Genomic DNA, 17,035 nt, shown 5'->3' with positions numbered 1-17,035 from the left:
GGGTGAGAAATTGTATTACCTAGATAAAAACACAGCATTAACCATAGAACGTATTGAAAAGTACATAGATGATTTCAAGTTCCGTTATCAGCCGAGACTATTGAAAAACAAGCGATATTTTGATTGCAAGAACGATAAAATTATGAACCGTACTTTTAAGGACTTCAGTAAACCTAATAATAAAATTGCTTCCCCTTGGGCTGAATATACCACTACATTGATTAGTGGCTACTTTGCTGGTAAGCCAGTGACCTATGACACACAAAGCGAAGAATTGAAATCTATTTTAACTTCATATGCAGTAAAGGAAGTTTCGCATAACCAGAGCATTGCAAAGGATTGCTCAATTTATGGTATAGCTGCGGAGCTCCTTTTTATTAACGCAGATAAACAGGTACAATTTGAGAAAATTGAGCCTAGCACTGTAATTCCTATTTATTCTACGGATATTACCAAAGAATTGAATTATTGTATTCGCTTTTGGGATAGTACAGATATTCTTACAAATGAAACTACGACTACTATTGAAGTGTATGACAGTAGAGAAGTAACATACTATAAGAAGTCTGTAAATGGGACAGTACGAACAGGTCAAGAGAGCCACTATTTCAGAGAAGTTCCCATTAATATTTACTATAATAATGAGGATTTAACAGGGGATGCGGAAAAGGTACATCATTTAATTGATGGTTATGATATTAGTCTATCAGATACCGCAAATTTCAGAGAAGAATTGAATGATTCCTATTTGCTTGCGATTAATACTGGTTTAGCTAATGAGGATATTTATGCCATGAAGCAGAATCGAATTATTGCAGTAGATGGAATTGGAGAAGGACAACAAGCAAGCATTTCATTTTTAAATAAGGATTCCAACGATACCGAGAATGAAAATTATAAGAATCGCCTTGCAAGTGATATTAAGATGTTCTCTTGTATCAGTGAGTTGGAAAACAAATCTCATACAACGGCGACACAAGCAAAATTGTCTATGTTGTCTCTTGAGCAGAAATGTGCTATCAAGGAAACCTTTTTCCGCAAAGCATTATTGAACCGTTGGGAAATGGTATGCAATTATTATACTCTTTTAGGGAGTAGTATTTCTATTGATGATTTAAAAATTACGTTCCTTAGAAATATTCCCTTAGATTTAGTAAGTATCGGTGATTTTGTGGCTAAAATGGCACCTTATATTAGCAAGCGTTCGCTAATTTCACAAATTCCGTTTATTTCAGATATTGATGGGGAATTGTCTGCAATAGAGCATGAAAACGCTATTAATTCATATGAGGAAGATATTTTAAGTGGTGATGATAATGAACAATAAAGCTTATTGGGCTGAAAGAATGGAGAATGCGCTTAAGCTATCTGAAAAGCAAGTGACACGTCCACTAAAATTATTGTATCGGAAAGCCTTTAAAAATATCAGAACTGAGTTACTTAATATTTGGCTTGATATGGCTGGTGAGGGTGAAATATCCCAATCAGCCTTATATCAGAGAAATAGAATGTCCAACTTACAAGCATTACTTTCCAAAGAATTAAGGAAGCTTGGAGAAACCAACATAGAGTATATGCAAACAAGCCTATATAATACTTTTCGCAATGGGTATGAAAGCATGGATAAATTTCTTGGTATCAAGGGTACATTCTCTTTTATGGATGAACAGGTAGCAAAGCAAATTGTCAGTCAAAATTATAAGGGTGCAAATTTTTCAGAACGTATATGGATTGATATGGATAAATTACGCTTGCAGATTGAGGATAGCATTACTAAGTCAGCATTACAGGGGAAAGACGTAAGAAAAGTTGCAAAGGTATTGCAGGAAAGAATGAATGTGGCATATTCCAGTAGCAAAAGGATTACAGTAACGGAAACTGGACGTATATTTAATGAATCTGCAAGGCAAAAAGCTATGGACAGGGGATATAACAGTTATAGCATTTTAATTGAACCTGATGCTTGTGATGATTGTGTGAGAGAGTTTACAGGGAAGCATTTTAATATAAATGAGAGTGTACTTCCTCTGCATCCCCATTGCCATTGCACCATATTAATTGATATTAATTAGAGCATTCTCCCAATTTGGGATGGTGTTATTTTTATGCCTTTTTAGGGGTTAGGCTTTAAATAAACAACTATTACAATACAGAATTAAGGGTTGGCAAATTTGCCGAAACTTCATAGGAGGAATTTATTATGGAAGAAAATACAAACATTAATGTTGATGAAACACAGGAAACAGAAAATACAGAAAACAAGACATACACTCAAGAAGAGGTTATGGCTTTACTTCAAGCTGAAGCTGATAAACGAGTAACACAGGCTTTAAAAAAACAGCAAAAAGATTATGAAAAGAAGCTTTCTCTTTCTGGCTTGGATGAACAGCAGAGAAAACAGGCTGAAAAGGATATGGAGATTCAAGAGCTGAAAGACAAGCTTAGAGAGTTTAATGTAATGCAGACGAAAACAGAAATCACCAAAGTATTATCTGCTAGGGGCTTAGATGCTAGATTTGCAGATTTAATTGAGATTGGTGATGATGTGGAAGAAGCACAATCTAGGATTGATAGTTTGGACAAGCTTTTCAAGGCGGCAGTAGCAAAGGAAGTACAATCAAGAATTGGTAGCAATACGCCGAAAGCTTCTACCACTGGCTTAGAGGGCAATATTACCAAGGAGCAGTTTAGGAAAATGAGTATGTCAGAACAGACAGCACTTTATCAAAACAACAAAGAATTATATGAACAGCTTGCAAAAATGTAAGCTTATAGAAAGGATGATTAATTTATGGCAACTTTAGGAACAGGATATGAAAATTTTATTATTGAGAACAAAATGACAGATTTGGTAAATACCCTTTTGGATGCTCGTTCTCTTATGACAGTAGACTCTTCTTTGTCTGGTGTAGCAGGTTTGAAAAAGATTGTAAATAAGTATACTTACAGCGGTGCAGTTGAAAAGCTTGAAAAGGGAGCAAAAAATACTGTAATCGGTAGTGTTGCGTTCGTACCCACTGAGTATGAAATTGAAAGATACCAGCAGACATTTAGATACAATGATATGGATGTGATGCAAGACCCATACTTACTTGATACTGCAACAAGTGGTGCGTCAGTTGTAATGGCTAACAAGATTAAGACAGATTATTTTACTGAACTTGCAAAAATCTCAAATGGATTTGAGTACACAGCTTTTAATTATGCAGCAATTGTAGATGCCCTTGCAGAATTGAATAAGGAAGTTGAAGAAAATATGTTCATTATCATGGGTAATGACTTACGAGCAAAAATTAGAAAGGACAGCGATTTCATTTCCAGCAAGCAAGGCGAAATTTTATATACTGGACAGTTTGGCACGATTTGTGGACTGCCTGTTCTATTCTCCAAACTTGTACCAGCGGACACTGCCTATATTACAAAGAAAGATGCAATTAAATTCTTTGTAAAGAAAGAAGGTTCTGTGGAACAGGATAGAGATATTGAAACAAAAGATAATACTGTGACTTATGATAGATATGGTGTTATGGCTTTGGTAGATGAAACCTATAGCATTAAGTTAACAAAGAAAGCTTAAATTGTATTGAGAGGGGTGTGTCAAGTTTGATGCACCCTTTTATAATGAGGTGAGAAAATAGAACAGTATTTAGATGTTGCCAAAGCTGTTTTTGAAGCCTATACCAATATTACCTATGATGAAACCAATGTAAAGCACTTCGCCATGATTCAGGAAATGGCAAAATGTCATAAAACCAAAGAGGGTAATGAGGGATTAAATAGTATTTCAATTTCTGGCACAACAGAAAACTATAATGAGTTTTATCCTTATTATATTAGAGTTATGTTGGATAGCGTAGCAAAGCCTAGAAGTAAGGTGAGATTTCTATGAGATATGAAACCTATAAATTATTTCAACTGGTAGAAAATTTTGATGATTACGGCAATAGCAAAAATGATTTTGAATTCCTAGAAAATATTTCTGTTCATATCAATGAACAACATATTAAAGTATTGGGAACAGAAACTTGTTATTTTGTAAAGGCATTACAAGGGGTTACACCTTACGATAAATTTGAACTTGGAGCAGAATACATGATTTCAAATTTTAGTCATGAGTATAAAATAATTTCTTTCATCAATGGACGATTAGCACAGCTTATATTGGAAGAGGTGAAGGTATGAATGAGATTTCTTTAAATATTGAGAATGTTATAAAAAATATACTTCCCTCTGTGATAGATAAAGGACTGGATAAGGCAGGATATATTGTGGAAAATGATGCAAAAAGAAAAGTAGGTGTTAAAACAGCCACACTTAGAAAAAGTATTACCCATGATGTGGAAGATGGTACTTGCTATATTGGAAGTAATGTTGAATATGCGCCTTACCATCATGAAAAGAATCCATTTCTTGAGGACAGTATACAGGAAAACATACAAGAAATTAAGGATTGTTTTAAGGGGGTGCTTGACAATGCTGAATGAAATTTTAACAATTCTAAAAGCTGACAGTGAATTATATTCCCTCTTGGGTGCTACTGTATCAGACAGTAAAATTTATATGAATCAAGGGAAAGCTGAAACTTGTATCAGCTATAAATATTCTATCATTTCGAGTGATGGAATTAAGGCACAAAGCAAGCTAGAAATGAACTGTATTAGTCCCGATTATGGTAAAGCTGAGAGTATATTGAGTAGAGTAAAACAGCTATTAATTACAGTTGGAAATAAACAATTAAACAATGACATTTTAAACGTAGCCTTGAATGGTGGAGGGAGTCTTTTTATTGAAGAAACCAAACAACACATCATTAAGGCTTATTTTATTTTGTCAATTCGAGAAAGGATGATTTAAACATGGAAAAAATCGTATTAGGTAGTGGCAAACTGTACATTGATGAATTTACTGGTGCTTTACCTGAAGATGCTGTTTTGGAAGTCGAAACTAAACTTTTGGGATACATTCAGGGCGGTGCAACGTTGAGTTATAAACCTAGTTTTTACGAAGCAAAGGATGATTTAGGTATAGTATCTAAAAAAATGATTACCGATGAAGAAGCCGTTTTAAAATCTGGTGTTATGACTTGGAATGGAAAAACATTGCAAAAACTTTGTTCTACTGCGAGAGTGACAGAGGATGCAACAAAGAAAATCAGAATTGTAAAAATCGGTGGTGCATCTAAATATGATGGGAAGAAATATGTAATCCATTTTGTACATGAGGATGCGGTGGACGGTGATATTCGTATTACAATTGTCGGCAGCAATGAAGCTGGATTTGAACTTGCATTTGCTAAAGATAAGGAAACGGTTATCAACGCAGAATTTAAAGCGCAGCCACAGGATAACGAAGGAACTCTGATTCTGTATAAGGAAGAAGATAGCGGTATTACAGCGTAAATGACTAAAGGGGGATACCATAAAAATGGTGTCCCTTTTCTATTTAAAAAAAGGAGTGAAATAAATGCTAGATTTGCAGAAAGCTTCAACCGAACTATATGAAGTAAAATGGCTTGACGGTAGTATTTTGAAATTGCAGAAACCTACCAGAGCTATGGAGCTTAGTTTCTTTGATATGCAAAATAAGGAAATGGACGAAAAAACAGCACAGACATTATTGTATAACCTTTTGTTCCGTATTTTCAACAGACGAGAGCCTGTAACTATTGAAAAGAAAGGTTTCTTTCATAAGCTCACAAAGAAAAAAGAATTGCTTGAAATCACAGAAAGTGAAATTGAGAAAATCCCCTATGATATTTTGTTTGAGGTATTAAAGGAATACTTTGATTATTATTACAAAAATCTGAAAATGGGGGAATAGTTCTCCCCTATATGCCCTCTGATACAGGGGAGGAAGTCAAGGAATACTTGACAACGGAAACAGAGGAATTAAAAAAAGTATCCGATTATTCAGGGTTAAATTTTGATGAATGCTTAAGCCTTGGAATGGATACCTATAAACAACTTTTTAGAGATGCGTTCATTCACGATATGAAGCAATCTAAGGAAGGTAAAGAGTATCTGGAGGACTGTTGGCTTTTACAGCAAACGACACCTGATAGGGGTAAATTAAAGGAACGGTTCGGAGGTGACAATAAATGATTGACTTAGGTGCTTTGGTTGCTAGAATACAGGTTGATAGCGGAGACAGTACCCAACAACTAGAAAATTTCAGTGGTAAAGTTGAAAATGCAGATGGGAAAAGTGTTGGTTTAAAAGATGCATTGAAAAAGTTAGCAGCTGGTTTTGCTATTGGTGCAGCTATCAAAAAGACTGCGGATGCTGTGGTGGATTGTGTCAAAAAGGCTGATGAATTAAAGCAATCTTTTAATACCCTCCAAACACAGACAGGCGCAACAGATACCGAAATGGAAGGGCTAGAGCAATCCCTTAAAAATATCTATGCAAATAATTACGGTGAAAGTTTTGAGGATATTGCCACAGCAATGGCAGAGGTGAAGAATCAAACGGGGCTGGCGGGGGATGAGTTGGAAGATATGACGGAAAATGCCATTGCCCTTCGTGATACTTTTGGGTATGAGGTGCAGGAAAGCACCAGAGCTGCCGACATGATGATGAAGCAGTTTGGTATTACTTCGGAAGAAGCTTTTAACCTAATTGCCCAAGGTTCTCAGTATGGCTTAGACAAAAATGGAAACTTACTGGATAGTATCAATGAATATTCGGTACATTTTGAACAGCTTGGCTTTAGTGCTGAGGACATGTTCAATGTATTCCATGATGGGGCAATGGAAGGCGTCTTTGACATTGATAAAGTTGGTGATGCTTTCAAAGAGTTTGGTATCCGTGTAAAGGATGGTAGTGACACAACAAATGAAGCCTTTAGCATTTTAGGGTTGAATGCACAGGAGATGCAGGACAAATTTTCACAAGGCGGTGAAAGTGCGCAAGAAGCCTACTGGAAAGTTACGGAAGCCCTAAATAGTATTGATGACCCTGTACAAAGAAACATTGCAGGGGTTAATCTTTTCGGTACTATGTGGGAAGATGTGGGCGATAAAGCCATATTAGGCGCAATGGAAATGTCAGATTATTTTAATGGTACAGTGGATACCATGAACCAAATCAAGGAAATTAAGTATGATAGCTTAGGAAATGCCTTCCAAGGTGTTGGTAGACAAATGGAAGTGGGTTTAATGATTCCTTTGGGGGAAAAGCTCTTACCAAAGCTGAATGAGTTTGCTAACTACATACAAGAAAATATGCCTTCAATTCAAGAAACCTTTCAAGGAATTATGGATAATGTAGGAGCTGCCATTACCTTTGTAACGGATAATCTGAATATTATTATCCCTATTTTAGCGGGTGCGGTGGCTGGGTTTGTTGCATTCAATGTGATTAATACAGTAATTCCTTTATTTACAGCAGTGCAAACCGCTATCACAGGTACAACAACGGTACAAGCAGCATTAAATGCGGTTATGGCCGCAAATCCGTTTGGGGTGATAGTAACTGCAATCGGGTTATTGGTTGCCGCTGGTGTTGCTCTGTATATGAATTGGGATACCGTAAAACAGAAATGTGAAGAGTTGTTTGCAAAAATTTCTGAGGTTTGGGAAAACATCAAAACTACAATCTCTACGAAGGTTGAAGAAATAAAGACAGCCATCCATGATAAGATTCAGGATTTCAAGAATGCAGGTAAGGCAATTTTCACAGGTGTTTGGGACGGAATTAAAGAAGTTTGGGAAAACATAAAAAAATGGGTGCAAGATACAGTAGATTGGCTGACTGATAAATTAACATTCTGGAGAAAAAGTAAAAGTGAAATGTCGGAGGACGATGACGACTCAGACGGCAGCCATAGAAACGGCTTGTCCTATGTTCCTTTTGATGGGTATAAGTCTATTCTACACAAAGGGGAAATGGTACTGACACAAGCCGAAGCCGATAGATACCGCAATGGAGAAAACGGTGGAAGCAAGACGGAAAACTTTATTGTAAACATTGAAAAAGTTGAGAACAGCAACGGCAGAACTACAGGGGACTTAATGAGAGAAATGGAATTTTACAGGAAATCTAAGAAATTAGCTACAGGAGGTGTTTAAGGTGTATCAATATTTTACGTTTAAAGGGATAAATTCCCTTGATATGGGTGTGGTTATGCTGAAAGCACCCTCCATTTATAAACCAACAAAAAGGGTAAATGAAATCCAAATTGCTGGGCGAAACGGTATCTTACATGAGGATACCAATACATATGAAAACTATACAAAAGAAGCCGAATGTCAGGTGATGGACAGAAGCCGTATTGATGATGTTAGCGCTTGGCTGAATGGTTATGGCGAAGTTATTTTCAGCAGTGAACCAGATAAAGTATATCGGGCATTCATCAAGAACCAGATACCTTTTAATAACATTCTGCTGAATTTGAATGATTTCCTAGTACAGTTTGATTGTTTCCCTTTTAAATATTCTGTGGATAAAGCAGATGAGGAATTGAGTCTTACTGCACCCACAACGATTTACAACCAAGGAACCATTTACAGCGAACCAATTATCACAGTTTATGGTACAGGGAATATCGCACTTACGATTAATGAAAAAAACTACACGATTACTGGAATTGACGGCTATGTCACTATCAACAGTGAGATTCAAGAAGTTTATAAGGATAGTACAAATAAAAACAATTCCTTTTCAGCGTTGGATTTCCCTAAATTTCAAGAGGGGGCGAATACAATCAGTTGGACGGGAAGTGTAACAAGATTAGAAATAAAACCGAATTGGAGATGGTTATAAGATGGCGCAAGTCTATAAGAAATTAGAAATTGATGTAAATAAAGAAGTAACAAGTATTATTACAGCCGTGCAAAATGATACCAAAAGCCGATATTTAGATGTTATTTTATTAGACGGCAGTACAGCAATTAACCTCACAGGGCATGAGGTTAGAATATATGGGAAAAAGGCTGATGGGACGGAGTTTTATAACAACGGAGCCATTACCAATGCAACCGCAGGAAGGTGCCAGTTTGAATTGACTTCTCAGGCGTTGGCCGTGGCGCAGGACTTGGAAGTGCAGATAATTTTGTACAAAAATAATTTGGAAGTTCTCAGCACACAGCCCTTTAAGATACATATAGTGAAAAGTCTGATTTCTGCAGGAGCTGTGGAAAGTAGTAACGAATATGGCGCATTGGTGGTGCTATATCAAAACCTTTACGAAGCCCATGACTTAATGACTACCATGGTGCAAAATATCGGTGTCCCCGGGGAGATTGCAGGGCAGCTTACCATTGATACCATGTGGGATGCTTGGGAATATCTTTGCAACTATGTTTCCAAGGATTTGACAACATTGCTACAAAATGCAATCAATAACAACTCTGTGGATGGGGTTGTGCAGAGGTTGGGGAATACTGCGGACACAGGTGGAACGGCAACGGCAGGGACGGTAATGGGGAAGCTAAATGCATTAATCAACAAAAAGCAAATGTTTTTATCAAGGAAGATGGCGTCTGTAACTGCAGGAGTAAGCAGTAACAACACAACAGTAATTAATGGGGCTGGTTTATTTTATAGCGTAACGGCATTATCAGTTAATATTTCTGACAGTATAACAATTAGCGTTGATGGTAAATCGTATACTAACACGATGGGTTATAGTTCTGGGAATGCAATGGCTTGGTTGTATTTGACTACCTCGATGAGCGATATGGAAATTCTAAAAGCAAGCTCATATTCAGGATACTCTGGACAACATTTTTCAGTTATAGAATTTAATAATAACTTAACCATAACTTACAACCCCACCTCAACAAGAAACATAAGAATTTTTTATGCTTTATACGAATAGGAGGCTATTATGTATTATAAAAAACAAGGAAATGTACTTCCAGAAATAAAAGCTGGATGCGTATACGAAGAAAGTTATTCTTATGAAGGATATATATTTTTGAAATATGAAGTAAACAATATTCCGTCAGAGGAAATAGTGGAAATAACGAAAGAAGAATACAAAGCAAATAAACCTATTATTCCAGAATTGGAGCCAGACCCAATGGAACTCATAGAAGATGAAGTCCTACAAGCTGAAATGCTGTTAAATCAGCAATTGATTCTAAGCAAGCAGACAGAAATTGATATAACATTAGCAGAATTACTGCTGAATCAACAGGGGGTGGTGAGATGATTTATAAAATTGTAAAGCGGTATTTTGATTCTCAGATTTATTCTGCTGAGAATGTAGGCATGTTCGTAAAAAGTGGCAAAATCACAGCAGAGCAGTTTGCAGAAATCACAGGGCAGGAGTATGAGGTGGTTTAATGATTACCATACATGAAAAGAATAGCACAACATTTGATACTTTGGGCTTGGGGGCATTGCTTCCGAGCCTTTGTACTGTAAAAGAGGAGTTAAACGGCCTGTATGAATTGGAGATGGAACACCCTTATGATGAGTGGGGGAAATGGGAGGACATTGAAAAGGGACGTATTTTATGTGTAAGTACGCCAAGGGGAAAACAGCCTTTCAGGATTTATAACATTAAGCCTACTATGGAAAGTATTGCAGTGAATGCCCGTCATATCTTTTATGATTTACTGGATAACTTTATTCAATCATGCGGTATCACAGCACAGACACCACAAAGCACATTGAATAGCTTGAAATCAAGTTTTAATTATTCTATGCCATTTACATTTAATACCACACTGACAGGCACAGGAAGCATGGCAGTATCTAGTATCAATCCTATAGCTGCACTTTTAGGAGATGGGAAAGACAATGATAGTTTTGTTTCTGTTTTTGGTGGTGAGATATTAAGGGATAATTATAATATTTCCTTCTTACCCTCCATTGGCAGTGATAAAGGGGTTTCTATCCGATATAGTAAAAACCTTATAGGCTTAGTGATTGAGGAAGATATTAGCGAGGTAGCCACAAAAATATTTCCTATTGGTAAGGATGGCTTAATAGGTTCGCCTGTGAGTAGTTCACATATCAATGACTATCCGTATCCCAAAGCAAGAAAGTATGAAGATTCTTCCCTTACCACACAGGCACAACTTACAGCTTTTGCCCAAAGTATATTGAATAGTGGGGTAGACTTGCCAACGGTAAATATTAAGGCTGATTTTCAGCTATTGGCAAAGACAGAGGAATATAAGAACTTTGCTATCCTTGAAGATGTTCAATTAGGGGACGTTGTGACAGTGGTAAATAGTAAGATGAACTTTAGTAAGAAAGCGAAGGTTATCTCTTATGAGTGGGATTGTTTATTGGAGAAATACAGTACCGTTGAATTAGGGGATTTTGTGGCAGATATTACAAGCAGTATTACCAGCGGAGAGAAAAGCCTTTCAACTGCTTTGGGTGCAAGCACTGAGGTAAAACAGGTATTAAACCTTATCAGTGGTAATATTACCATAGCAAACAATACACTTTATATCAGCATGGATAATGTTAATTACACACAGGCAACAAAATTGTTTCGCTGGGGTACTGGTGGCTTGCAATTCAGTAGCACAGGGGTTAATGGTACATGGAAAACAATAATAGATAGTAATGGAAATTTAGTAACATAAAGGGGTTGATGGAATGAATCATGATGAAATGTCAGTAAGAATTGAGAATGTAGAGGTACGACAGGATAAGTTAGAAAAACGTCAGGATAATTTAGAGCAGCTTACAAATGCTTTCGCAAAAATGGAAACTGAGCAAAGTTACATAAAGAAAGATGTTGGAGAAATTAAAGCAGATGTAAAGGCTTTAGCTGAAAAACCAGCTAAGAGATGGGAAAGTATTGTTGAGAAAGCAATTACTTTTATTGTGGCTGCTGTGGTTGGGTTTTTGTTGAGTGGGGGAACGATGTAATAAATTTTAGGGTATATAGTTTAATAGCTATATACCCTTTTTTTGTTAATGGAATATTCTTTACTTTTTTAAATTTATTCGTTATAATTTTATATGTACTTTGATAAGTAATCTAGCGAGTGAAATTAGAAATAATCTAGCGAATGAGTGTTGTAAAGGTTGATTTTTAGGGGTTCTTTGCGGATATTAAATGTTAGAAATTATCGGCTAGATTCAGGTTCTAGTCGGGGTTTCCTGGTGCAGGTTCAAGTCCTGTCATCCGCATCAATGAATAAGTGAACTCAACAGTCGAAAGATATGTTGGGTTTTTTTGTTTTTAAAAGTTGAAACAACGGGAAGCTAATGCAGTATGTTATCAGAATTTAGAGTCAAATTCTTTTAGCGAAAGTAATTTTTCTGAAAATTGTGGAGAAAAAATGTAAAATTATGTTATACTGGTTTATAGATACTTTAGCTTATCGGATGGGGGCGTTGAAAATAAAACGTTTTTTTGAGACATTTGTAATATGTTTTATTATGTGTATAATTCTTCTTTTCTTCGGTGCGCTGATTTTTCAAAGTGTAATTGCAACAATTGCAACAGTTGCTTTGTTCTTTACAATTTTGATTTCTATCTATATTGAATTACAGACCAAAATAGAAGAACTGGAAAATCGAATCAAAGCACTTGAGCCCTTAGAGGAGCAAGACGAAGCAGTAGTAATGCAAGAAAACGAAAATAAACTTGTTTGAGGTTCTGATATTTTTTCAATGAATTATTTCTTGCAATATGGAATGTTATATGGTAATATCTTCAATAAAATATTTTGTCGAGTAATGGGGCTCCTCTCAGCGCAAATTTGTTTACACAATGAAGCGCTGAGAGGAGTATTTTTTTAGGGAGGATTGGTTATGAAAAAATATGGAGTTGTGGTTATTCATGGAATATGGACCCTTGTTTTAGTTCTCTTGTGTTTTGTAGTTGAACCAAATCTATTCAAGGTCGTCAGCATAATCGGTTGTGTTTTCGTGGGGATTATTGGTCAATTCATATGGAATCGAACCTTGATTGAAAATAAGCATGACAAAAATAAATTGTCTCAGGAATTAGCAGTGGTTTCAGGGAGTATAAAATCGGTCTCAGCAGAAATTGAACTTACTGTGGATGAAAGCAATACATATTCAAAAACTCTTTTTCAGCAGTCCACCCAAATGGCAGGTCAAATGACAGAGGTGAATCAAATTATCACCAAATCATCTGCCGCAATTAAAAATTTGGTTTCATTGGCAAGCACCACCAGAGAAATGGCTTATCAGCTTGATGAAAATAGCAGAAATTCCGGACAAACCATCTCCAATAGCAAAACAGAAATCATGAATATTGTTGAGGTGATTGGAAAAATAAAGCTCACAAGTGGCAATGCCGCAAACGCCATAGAAACTTTGAAGGAAACATCAGAGAAAATTTCGGGAATGTTGAAAGAGATAACTGCAATTTTGTCTAATATGAAGCTGATTTCTATTAATGCGTCCATTGAAGCGGCCAGAGCCGGTCAGGCAGGGCAGGGGTTTACTGTAGTTGCATCTGAATTTAAGAACCTTTCACATATGACAGAGGTATTTGTAAAGGATATTGAGGAACAGATTTTGACCATGAAAAGTGATGTAAACAATGTTTACTGTGATATTGCACAAAATAACGAAAGCGTAGATAGGGGCGTAGCTTTTTCAAAATTAATAGAAGAAAATCTCCAAAATATGAGTCAATCCTTTCAAAAAGTGATTATCATGGTTGAAAAAATCAACGCCATTAGTGATGAACAGAATAGAATTTCTGATATGGTTGGTGATCAAATGGAATCTATGGAAGATTTGGTAATTATAACGAGCCAAAATGCAGATGCGGTCTATCATTCTGCCCTAAGTCAGAAGAATAGGGTGGAAAATATTGCAAAGATGAGTATGAAACTGGGCATTGCTTCCGATGAATTATCAGAAATTTCCGATAGCACCATCCAACTGCCTGCGCGATATAAAACGAAAAAATTTACGGAAACCCTTAATGAGACTGCACGAACCCTATTATTCGAAAGAGAATAAACTTTTTGGGGTGATAGGGGTGGACCTTAATTTAAACGGATTAGCCGCGAAGTGAAAGAAATAAAATTTCCCTTTCTTTTAATCTGGAGTAAAAATGCTTGCTTTCTGTGAAACATGCTTGAAAGAGTTTCTCAAGATATAAAGTTTCATCAATGTAGTAAATTCCCAGATGGTATAGAAAAACAGGATTTTTCGTTTCAGAATCTATTTGAGATAATCTGTTGAAAAGAATCACACAAAGGAAAGAAACGCTAGCTTTGGATTGGTATTTCAGATTTTAGTCAAAGCCCCTTTGTGTGGTGGAGAAAAAAAGAAAAATTTTTTTCTAGGAGAAAAGATTTCGTTTCGTATTTATGTTTTTGAAATACATTCATAGTGGGCTTGCTCAAACAATTGAAATAGGAAGTTTTGGTGTCAAAACTGGTTGAAAATAACTGAAGGGACTGAATATTATAAAGATTGGTATTGCGGATTTCTTCTATTGTTGATATAGTTTTCTTCCTTGCATTCCTCTGAGCCTTCTATGTTATAATACCCTTATAATTAGAAAAATCAGGATATCTTGTAAACAGTACAGCTTTACATGCATTTTCATTCAGGAGGTGAAGTAAGTGGAAAATAAGGAAATCATGTTAGAACAGGCAAAAAAATATAATAGCTTTTATTTCTATGATGAGAGGAAAATTATTTCAGCTGCAAATCGATTAAAAGAGGATTTCAAGGGAATCGAATTTCTGTATTCGTTGAAGTCCAACCCTGCACCGGCAATTGTTGAAACCATATTCTCACAAGGGTTTGGTGCAGATGCAGCCAGCCTTGGGGAAGTGAGATTGGCCAAGAGGTTTGGCTTACCGCCCGAAAAGATACAATATTCAGCACCGGGAAAAAGCAAGGAAGATATTGAAGGAGCTTTGGATCTTTCTACAATTATTGCGGATAGCATCAATGAGGTTTCTTTGATTCAGGAAGTGGCAAAGGAGCGAAATATGACCGCTGAAATTGGAATTCGGATCAATCCCAATTTTACTTTTTTTGGAGACGAAGGTGTTTCTTCAAAATTCGGAATAGATGAGGAACAAGTATATGAATGGATTCCAAGGTGGAGGGCTCTATCCCATATAAAAATAGTGGGTATTCATGTGCATTTACGCAGTCAAGAATTGAAGGCACAGGTTCTTGAGGCGTATTATAAAAGGATGCTTTTATTGGCAATTAAGTTTCAAGAGGCGATTGGTTATAGGCTTACCTTTATTAATATGGGTTCTGGGCTGGGGATACCCTATGCAAAGAAAGAATTGCCATTAGATACCAAATATTTAGGAGAAAAAACATCCGCTTTTATGAAAGAATTTCAGGAGAAGTTAGGAGGAGTAAACCTTATTTTGGAAACAGGTCGCTATGTGGTAGGAGAGAGCGGATATTATATTACACGGGTATTGGATAAAAAAGTATCTATGGGAATCACCTTTATTATTCTCCATAATACATTGAATGGCTTCATCCGTCCGTCCTTAGCACAGCTTGTGTTGCATTATGCCAAGGAAAATACTCTTGATGGCAGTGAGCCTTTGTTTACAAGCAAAGATGCCTTTCAATTTGTTCCGCTAACTAACGAAAAGGAAGAGGAAGAAGTAACCCTCATGGGAAATTTGTGCACTGCATCAGATGTTATTTCAAAGAATATCATAATGCCCAAACTCAATGTGGGGGATTTGATAGCAATTTCCAATGCGGGGAGCTATGGAGCCGTTTTAAGTCCCATGCAATTTTCATGGCAATCGCCTCCGCCACAGCTGATTTTGCGTTGTGATGGCTCTGTAGTGGATGCTTACAATTAAGACGTTCAAATACAATAAAAAAGCCCGATTTTGCGTCATTGTATTGACATAAAACGGACTTTTTTTATTTTGAAATTAAAAAGCATGAAAACCTAGACTTGGCAGGCAATATCCTCCCTGGGGGTGCGGTTCACACCCATAAGGAAGAATACCATACCAATGATACATAGTGCTGAGAATAGCCACAACATAACGCCTACGTTGAAAAATTGCAATAGATATCCTCCCACAAGACTGCCAAGGATATTTCCGATGGTGATGCCAATGGTGATTAGAGATTGGCCTTTCACCTGATCATGTTTTTCTAAGGCAGTGCTCACATAATATACAATTGCTGCCGTAAAGGGTGCAAAGGAAATAGCTTGAAAGCTTAATGCAATATACAGCAAGGAGATATTGGAAGCAAGGGTTACACCAACTGCTTTAAACACAAAAAATATGGCTGTAACCTGAAGCAGCTTTCCACAATCCCATTTACGAATGATCTTTGTGCACAAAAGCATGGTTGGAACTTCCAATAGGGCGGTAAATGCCATAATCTGCCCCAAAGCTTCGTTACCTTTTCCGATTCGCTTTAAAATATGTATCATGTAATTATTGATTGCACTATGAGATATAAAAATACAGGCAATGCCCAATACAAGTAAGGCAAAACGGGGATTACTTTTTAAAACGGTAAGGGTACCTCCCTGTATAGGATTTACGGATTTCTGGGAATCCATTTCTGGGAATTGCTTTAAAATAAGCAAAACCACAACGATTAATCCGCAAGCAATCACAGGGATGCACTTGGTGGAAAAAAGTACAGTCAATGTTCCTAAAAAGAAGGTTAATACGGAGTAGGCGAAGGAACCAATGCCCCTTGCAACACCAAAATTCAGGGGAATTCCGTTTTGTATCAATTGCATGCCGAATGCGCTCAGGATTGGCTGCATGGAAAGCCCCAATAGGATAATCAGCCCATATAAGACAGCTACAATAATCATAGGAGGGCTGAATACAGACAGGAGCACAAAAGGTACAATTTGTGCAAGGCACAAAATGACAAAAGCTCCCTTTACCGTAAACCGTGTACCTTTATCCGCCGCTGAAGCAATGATGGGTTGTAAAAGAACTGAGAGAAAGCTGGAAATCGCAATCAATAGTCCAATACTGCCATCGTTAAAGCCTTGGTCTAACAAGTACACCGCAGCAAAGCTGGCGATACATCCATAGCTCATCCAGTAGGTTCCTTGTAGTGCCCCGTAAAAATAGACTAAATTATCCTTTTTCATATTTAAA

General features: G+C 36.7%; 21 protein-coding genes. 20 read left to right on the top strand and 1 reads right to left on the bottom strand.

From position 1 onward, the window contains the following. Positions 1–10: 10 nt before the first annotated feature. The 20 genes from CPRO_RS13570 (at position 11) to CPRO_RS13480 (ending at position 15,754) form a co-directional block, all read left to right on the top strand. On the top strand, positions 11–1,327 hold the full coding sequence (locus tag CPRO_RS13570) for a phage portal protein (RefSeq protein WP_066052984.1): 1,317 nt from the start codon (positions 11–13) through the stop codon (positions 1,325–1,327). Then, positions 1,317–2,072, top strand: coding sequence for a minor capsid protein (locus CPRO_RS13565; protein WP_066052982.1), 756 nt, complete (start codon positions 1,317–1,319; stop codon positions 2,070–2,072). The genes CPRO_RS13570 and CPRO_RS13565 overlap by 11 nt, the downstream gene beginning before the upstream one ends. A gap of 128 nt (positions 2,073–2,200) precedes the next feature. Then, positions 2,201–2,767 carry a capsid assembly scaffolding protein Gp46 family protein gene (locus CPRO_RS13560; protein ID WP_066052979.1) on the top strand — a complete coding sequence of 189 codons (567 nt, stop codon included), beginning with the start codon at positions 2,201–2,203 and terminating at the stop codon, positions 2,765–2,767. A gap of 24 nt (positions 2,768–2,791) precedes the next feature. Continuing rightward, a complete protein-coding gene (locus CPRO_RS13555) occupies positions 2,792–3,577 on the top strand; it encodes a phage major capsid protein (RefSeq protein WP_066052976.1) in 786 nt (261 codons plus the stop codon). A 308-nt stretch (positions 3,578–3,885) separates the two neighbouring features. Beyond that, the gene (locus tag CPRO_RS13550) at positions 3,886–4,182 is read left to right on the top strand and encodes a hypothetical protein (RefSeq protein ID WP_066052973.1); all 297 of its coding nucleotides are present in this window, start codon (positions 3,886–3,888) and stop codon (positions 4,180–4,182) included. Further along, positions 4,179–4,484, top strand: a complete 306-nt coding sequence (locus CPRO_RS13545; protein WP_066052971.1) for a phage virion morphogenesis protein — start codon at positions 4,179–4,181, stop codon at positions 4,482–4,484. Before CPRO_RS13550 ends, CPRO_RS13545 begins: the two co-directional genes overlap by 4 nt. Further along, entirely contained in the window at positions 4,474–4,854 is a 381-nt protein-coding gene (locus CPRO_RS13540) for a hypothetical protein (protein ID WP_066051334.1), read from the top strand. Before CPRO_RS13545 ends, CPRO_RS13540 begins: the two co-directional genes overlap by 11 nt. A 2-nt stretch (positions 4,855–4,856) precedes the next feature. Continuing rightward, positions 4,857–5,399 (top strand): hypothetical protein, encoded by a 543-nt coding sequence (locus tag CPRO_RS13535; protein ID WP_066052967.1) that lies wholly within the window; start codon positions 4,857–4,859, stop codon positions 5,397–5,399. Positions 5,400–5,463: 64 nt separating this feature from the next. Next, a complete protein-coding gene (locus CPRO_RS13530; protein WP_066048766.1) occupies positions 5,464–5,820 on the top strand; it encodes a hypothetical protein in 357 nt (118 codons plus the stop codon). 47 nt (positions 5,821–5,867) lie between these two features. Further along, positions 5,868–6,101, top strand: coding sequence for a hypothetical protein (locus CPRO_RS13525; RefSeq protein WP_236782355.1), 234 nt, complete (start codon positions 5,868–5,870; stop codon positions 6,099–6,101). After that, a complete protein-coding gene (locus CPRO_RS13520; RefSeq protein WP_066052964.1) occupies positions 6,098–8,068 on the top strand; it encodes a phage tail tape measure protein in 1,971 nt (656 codons plus the stop codon). Before CPRO_RS13525 ends, CPRO_RS13520 begins: the two co-directional genes overlap by 4 nt. A gap of 1 nt (position 8,069) precedes the next feature. After that, the gene (locus CPRO_RS13515) at positions 8,070–8,762 is read left to right on the top strand and encodes a phage tail domain-containing protein (protein ID WP_082754326.1); all 693 of its coding nucleotides are present in this window, start codon (positions 8,070–8,072) and stop codon (positions 8,760–8,762) included. Position 8,763: 1 nt separating this feature from the next. Further along, positions 8,764–9,819 (top strand): BppU family phage baseplate upper protein, encoded by a 1,056-nt coding sequence (locus tag CPRO_RS13510; protein WP_066051321.1) that lies wholly within the window; start codon positions 8,764–8,766, stop codon positions 9,817–9,819. A 9-nt stretch (positions 9,820–9,828) separates the two neighbouring features. Then, the gene (locus CPRO_RS13505; RefSeq protein WP_066048777.1) at positions 9,829–10,155 is read left to right on the top strand and encodes a hypothetical protein; all 327 of its coding nucleotides are present in this window, start codon (positions 9,829–9,831) and stop codon (positions 10,153–10,155) included. Beyond that, entirely contained in the window at positions 10,152–10,289 is a 138-nt protein-coding gene (locus CPRO_RS15090; RefSeq protein ID WP_236782342.1) for an XkdX family protein, read from the top strand. Before CPRO_RS13505 ends, CPRO_RS15090 begins: the two co-directional genes overlap by 4 nt. Next, positions 10,289–11,548 (top strand): phage tail spike protein, encoded by a 1,260-nt coding sequence (locus tag CPRO_RS13500; protein WP_066051318.1) that lies wholly within the window; start codon positions 10,289–10,291, stop codon positions 11,546–11,548. Before CPRO_RS15090 ends, CPRO_RS13500 begins: the two co-directional genes overlap by 1 nt. Positions 11,549–11,561: 13 nt before the next feature. Further along, positions 11,562–11,837 (top strand): hypothetical protein, encoded by a 276-nt coding sequence (locus tag CPRO_RS13495; RefSeq protein ID WP_066051315.1) that lies wholly within the window; start codon positions 11,562–11,564, stop codon positions 11,835–11,837. 426 nt (positions 11,838–12,263) lie between these two features. Then, positions 12,264–12,569, top strand: coding sequence for a hypothetical protein (locus CPRO_RS13490; protein ID WP_066052962.1), 306 nt, complete (start codon positions 12,264–12,266; stop codon positions 12,567–12,569). 159 nt (positions 12,570–12,728) lie between these two features. Next, on the top strand, positions 12,729–13,916 hold the full coding sequence (locus CPRO_RS13485) for a methyl-accepting chemotaxis protein (protein WP_066052959.1): 1,188 nt from the start codon (positions 12,729–12,731) through the stop codon (positions 13,914–13,916). 611 nt (positions 13,917–14,527) lie between these two features. After that, a complete protein-coding gene (locus CPRO_RS13480; protein WP_082754374.1) occupies positions 14,528–15,754 on the top strand; it encodes a diaminopimelate decarboxylase family protein in 1,227 nt (408 codons plus the stop codon). Between the two features lie 92 nt (positions 15,755–15,846). Here the strand turns inward: CPRO_RS13480 and CPRO_RS13475 are convergent, their stop codons facing one another. Then, on the bottom strand, positions 15,847–17,028 hold the full coding sequence (locus CPRO_RS13475; RefSeq protein WP_066052955.1) for an MFS transporter: 1,182 nt from the start codon (positions 17,026–17,028) through the stop codon (positions 15,847–15,849). Positions 17,029–17,035 lie beyond the last annotated feature (7 nt).

The organism is Anaerotignum propionicum DSM 1682, from assembly GCF_001561955.1.
GTDB lineage: Bacteria > Bacillota > Clostridia > Lachnospirales > Anaerotignaceae > Chakrabartyella > Chakrabartyella propionicum.
This window is presented reverse-complemented; position numbering and strand designations above follow the sequence as displayed.

Bases quoted from the DNA above. Each gene is read 5' to 3' on its own strand.
- CPRO_RS13555 (WP_066052976.1), top strand. From the start codon at position 2,792: ATGGCAACTTTAGGAACAGGATATGAAAATTTTATTATTGAGAACAAA.
- CPRO_RS15090 (WP_236782342.1), top strand. From the start codon at position 10,152: ATGATTTATAAAATTGTAAAGCGGTATTTTGATTCTCAGATTTATTCT.
- CPRO_RS13530 (WP_066048766.1), top strand. From the start codon at position 5,464: ATGCTAGATTTGCAGAAAGCTTCAACCGAACTATATGAAGTAAAATGG.
- CPRO_RS13520 (WP_066052964.1), top strand. From the start codon at position 6,098: ATGATTGACTTAGGTGCTTTGGTTGCTAGAATACAGGTTGATAGCGGA.
- CPRO_RS13535 (WP_066052967.1), top strand. From the start codon at position 4,857: ATGGAAAAAATCGTATTAGGTAGTGGCAAACTGTACATTGATGAATTT.
- CPRO_RS13490 (WP_066052962.1), top strand. From the start codon at position 12,264: ATGTTATACTGGTTTATAGATACTTTAGCTTATCGGATGGGGGCGTTG.
- CPRO_RS13505 (WP_066048777.1), top strand. From the start codon at position 9,829: ATGTATTATAAAAAACAAGGAAATGTACTTCCAGAAATAAAAGCTGGA.
- CPRO_RS13495 (WP_066051315.1), top strand. From the start codon at position 11,562: ATGAATCATGATGAAATGTCAGTAAGAATTGAGAATGTAGAGGTACGA.
- CPRO_RS13485 (WP_066052959.1), top strand. From the start codon at position 12,729: ATGAAAAAATATGGAGTTGTGGTTATTCATGGAATATGGACCCTTGTT.
- CPRO_RS13540 (WP_066051334.1), top strand. From the start codon at position 4,474: ATGCTGAATGAAATTTTAACAATTCTAAAAGCTGACAGTGAATTATAT.
- CPRO_RS13475 (WP_066052955.1), bottom strand. From the start codon at position 17,028: ATGAAAAAGGATAATTTAGTCTATTTTTACGGGGCACTACAAGGAACC.
- CPRO_RS13565 (WP_066052982.1), top strand. From the start codon at position 1,317: ATGAACAATAAAGCTTATTGGGCTGAAAGAATGGAGAATGCGCTTAAG.
- CPRO_RS13560 (WP_066052979.1), top strand. From the start codon at position 2,201: ATGGAAGAAAATACAAACATTAATGTTGATGAAACACAGGAAACAGAA.
- CPRO_RS13510 (WP_066051321.1), top strand. From the start codon at position 8,764: ATGGCGCAAGTCTATAAGAAATTAGAAATTGATGTAAATAAAGAAGTA.
- CPRO_RS13500 (WP_066051318.1), top strand. From the start codon at position 10,289: ATGATTACCATACATGAAAAGAATAGCACAACATTTGATACTTTGGGC.
- CPRO_RS13550 (WP_066052973.1), top strand. From the start codon at position 3,886: ATGAGATATGAAACCTATAAATTATTTCAACTGGTAGAAAATTTTGAT.
- CPRO_RS13545 (WP_066052971.1), top strand. From the start codon at position 4,179: ATGAATGAGATTTCTTTAAATATTGAGAATGTTATAAAAAATATACTT.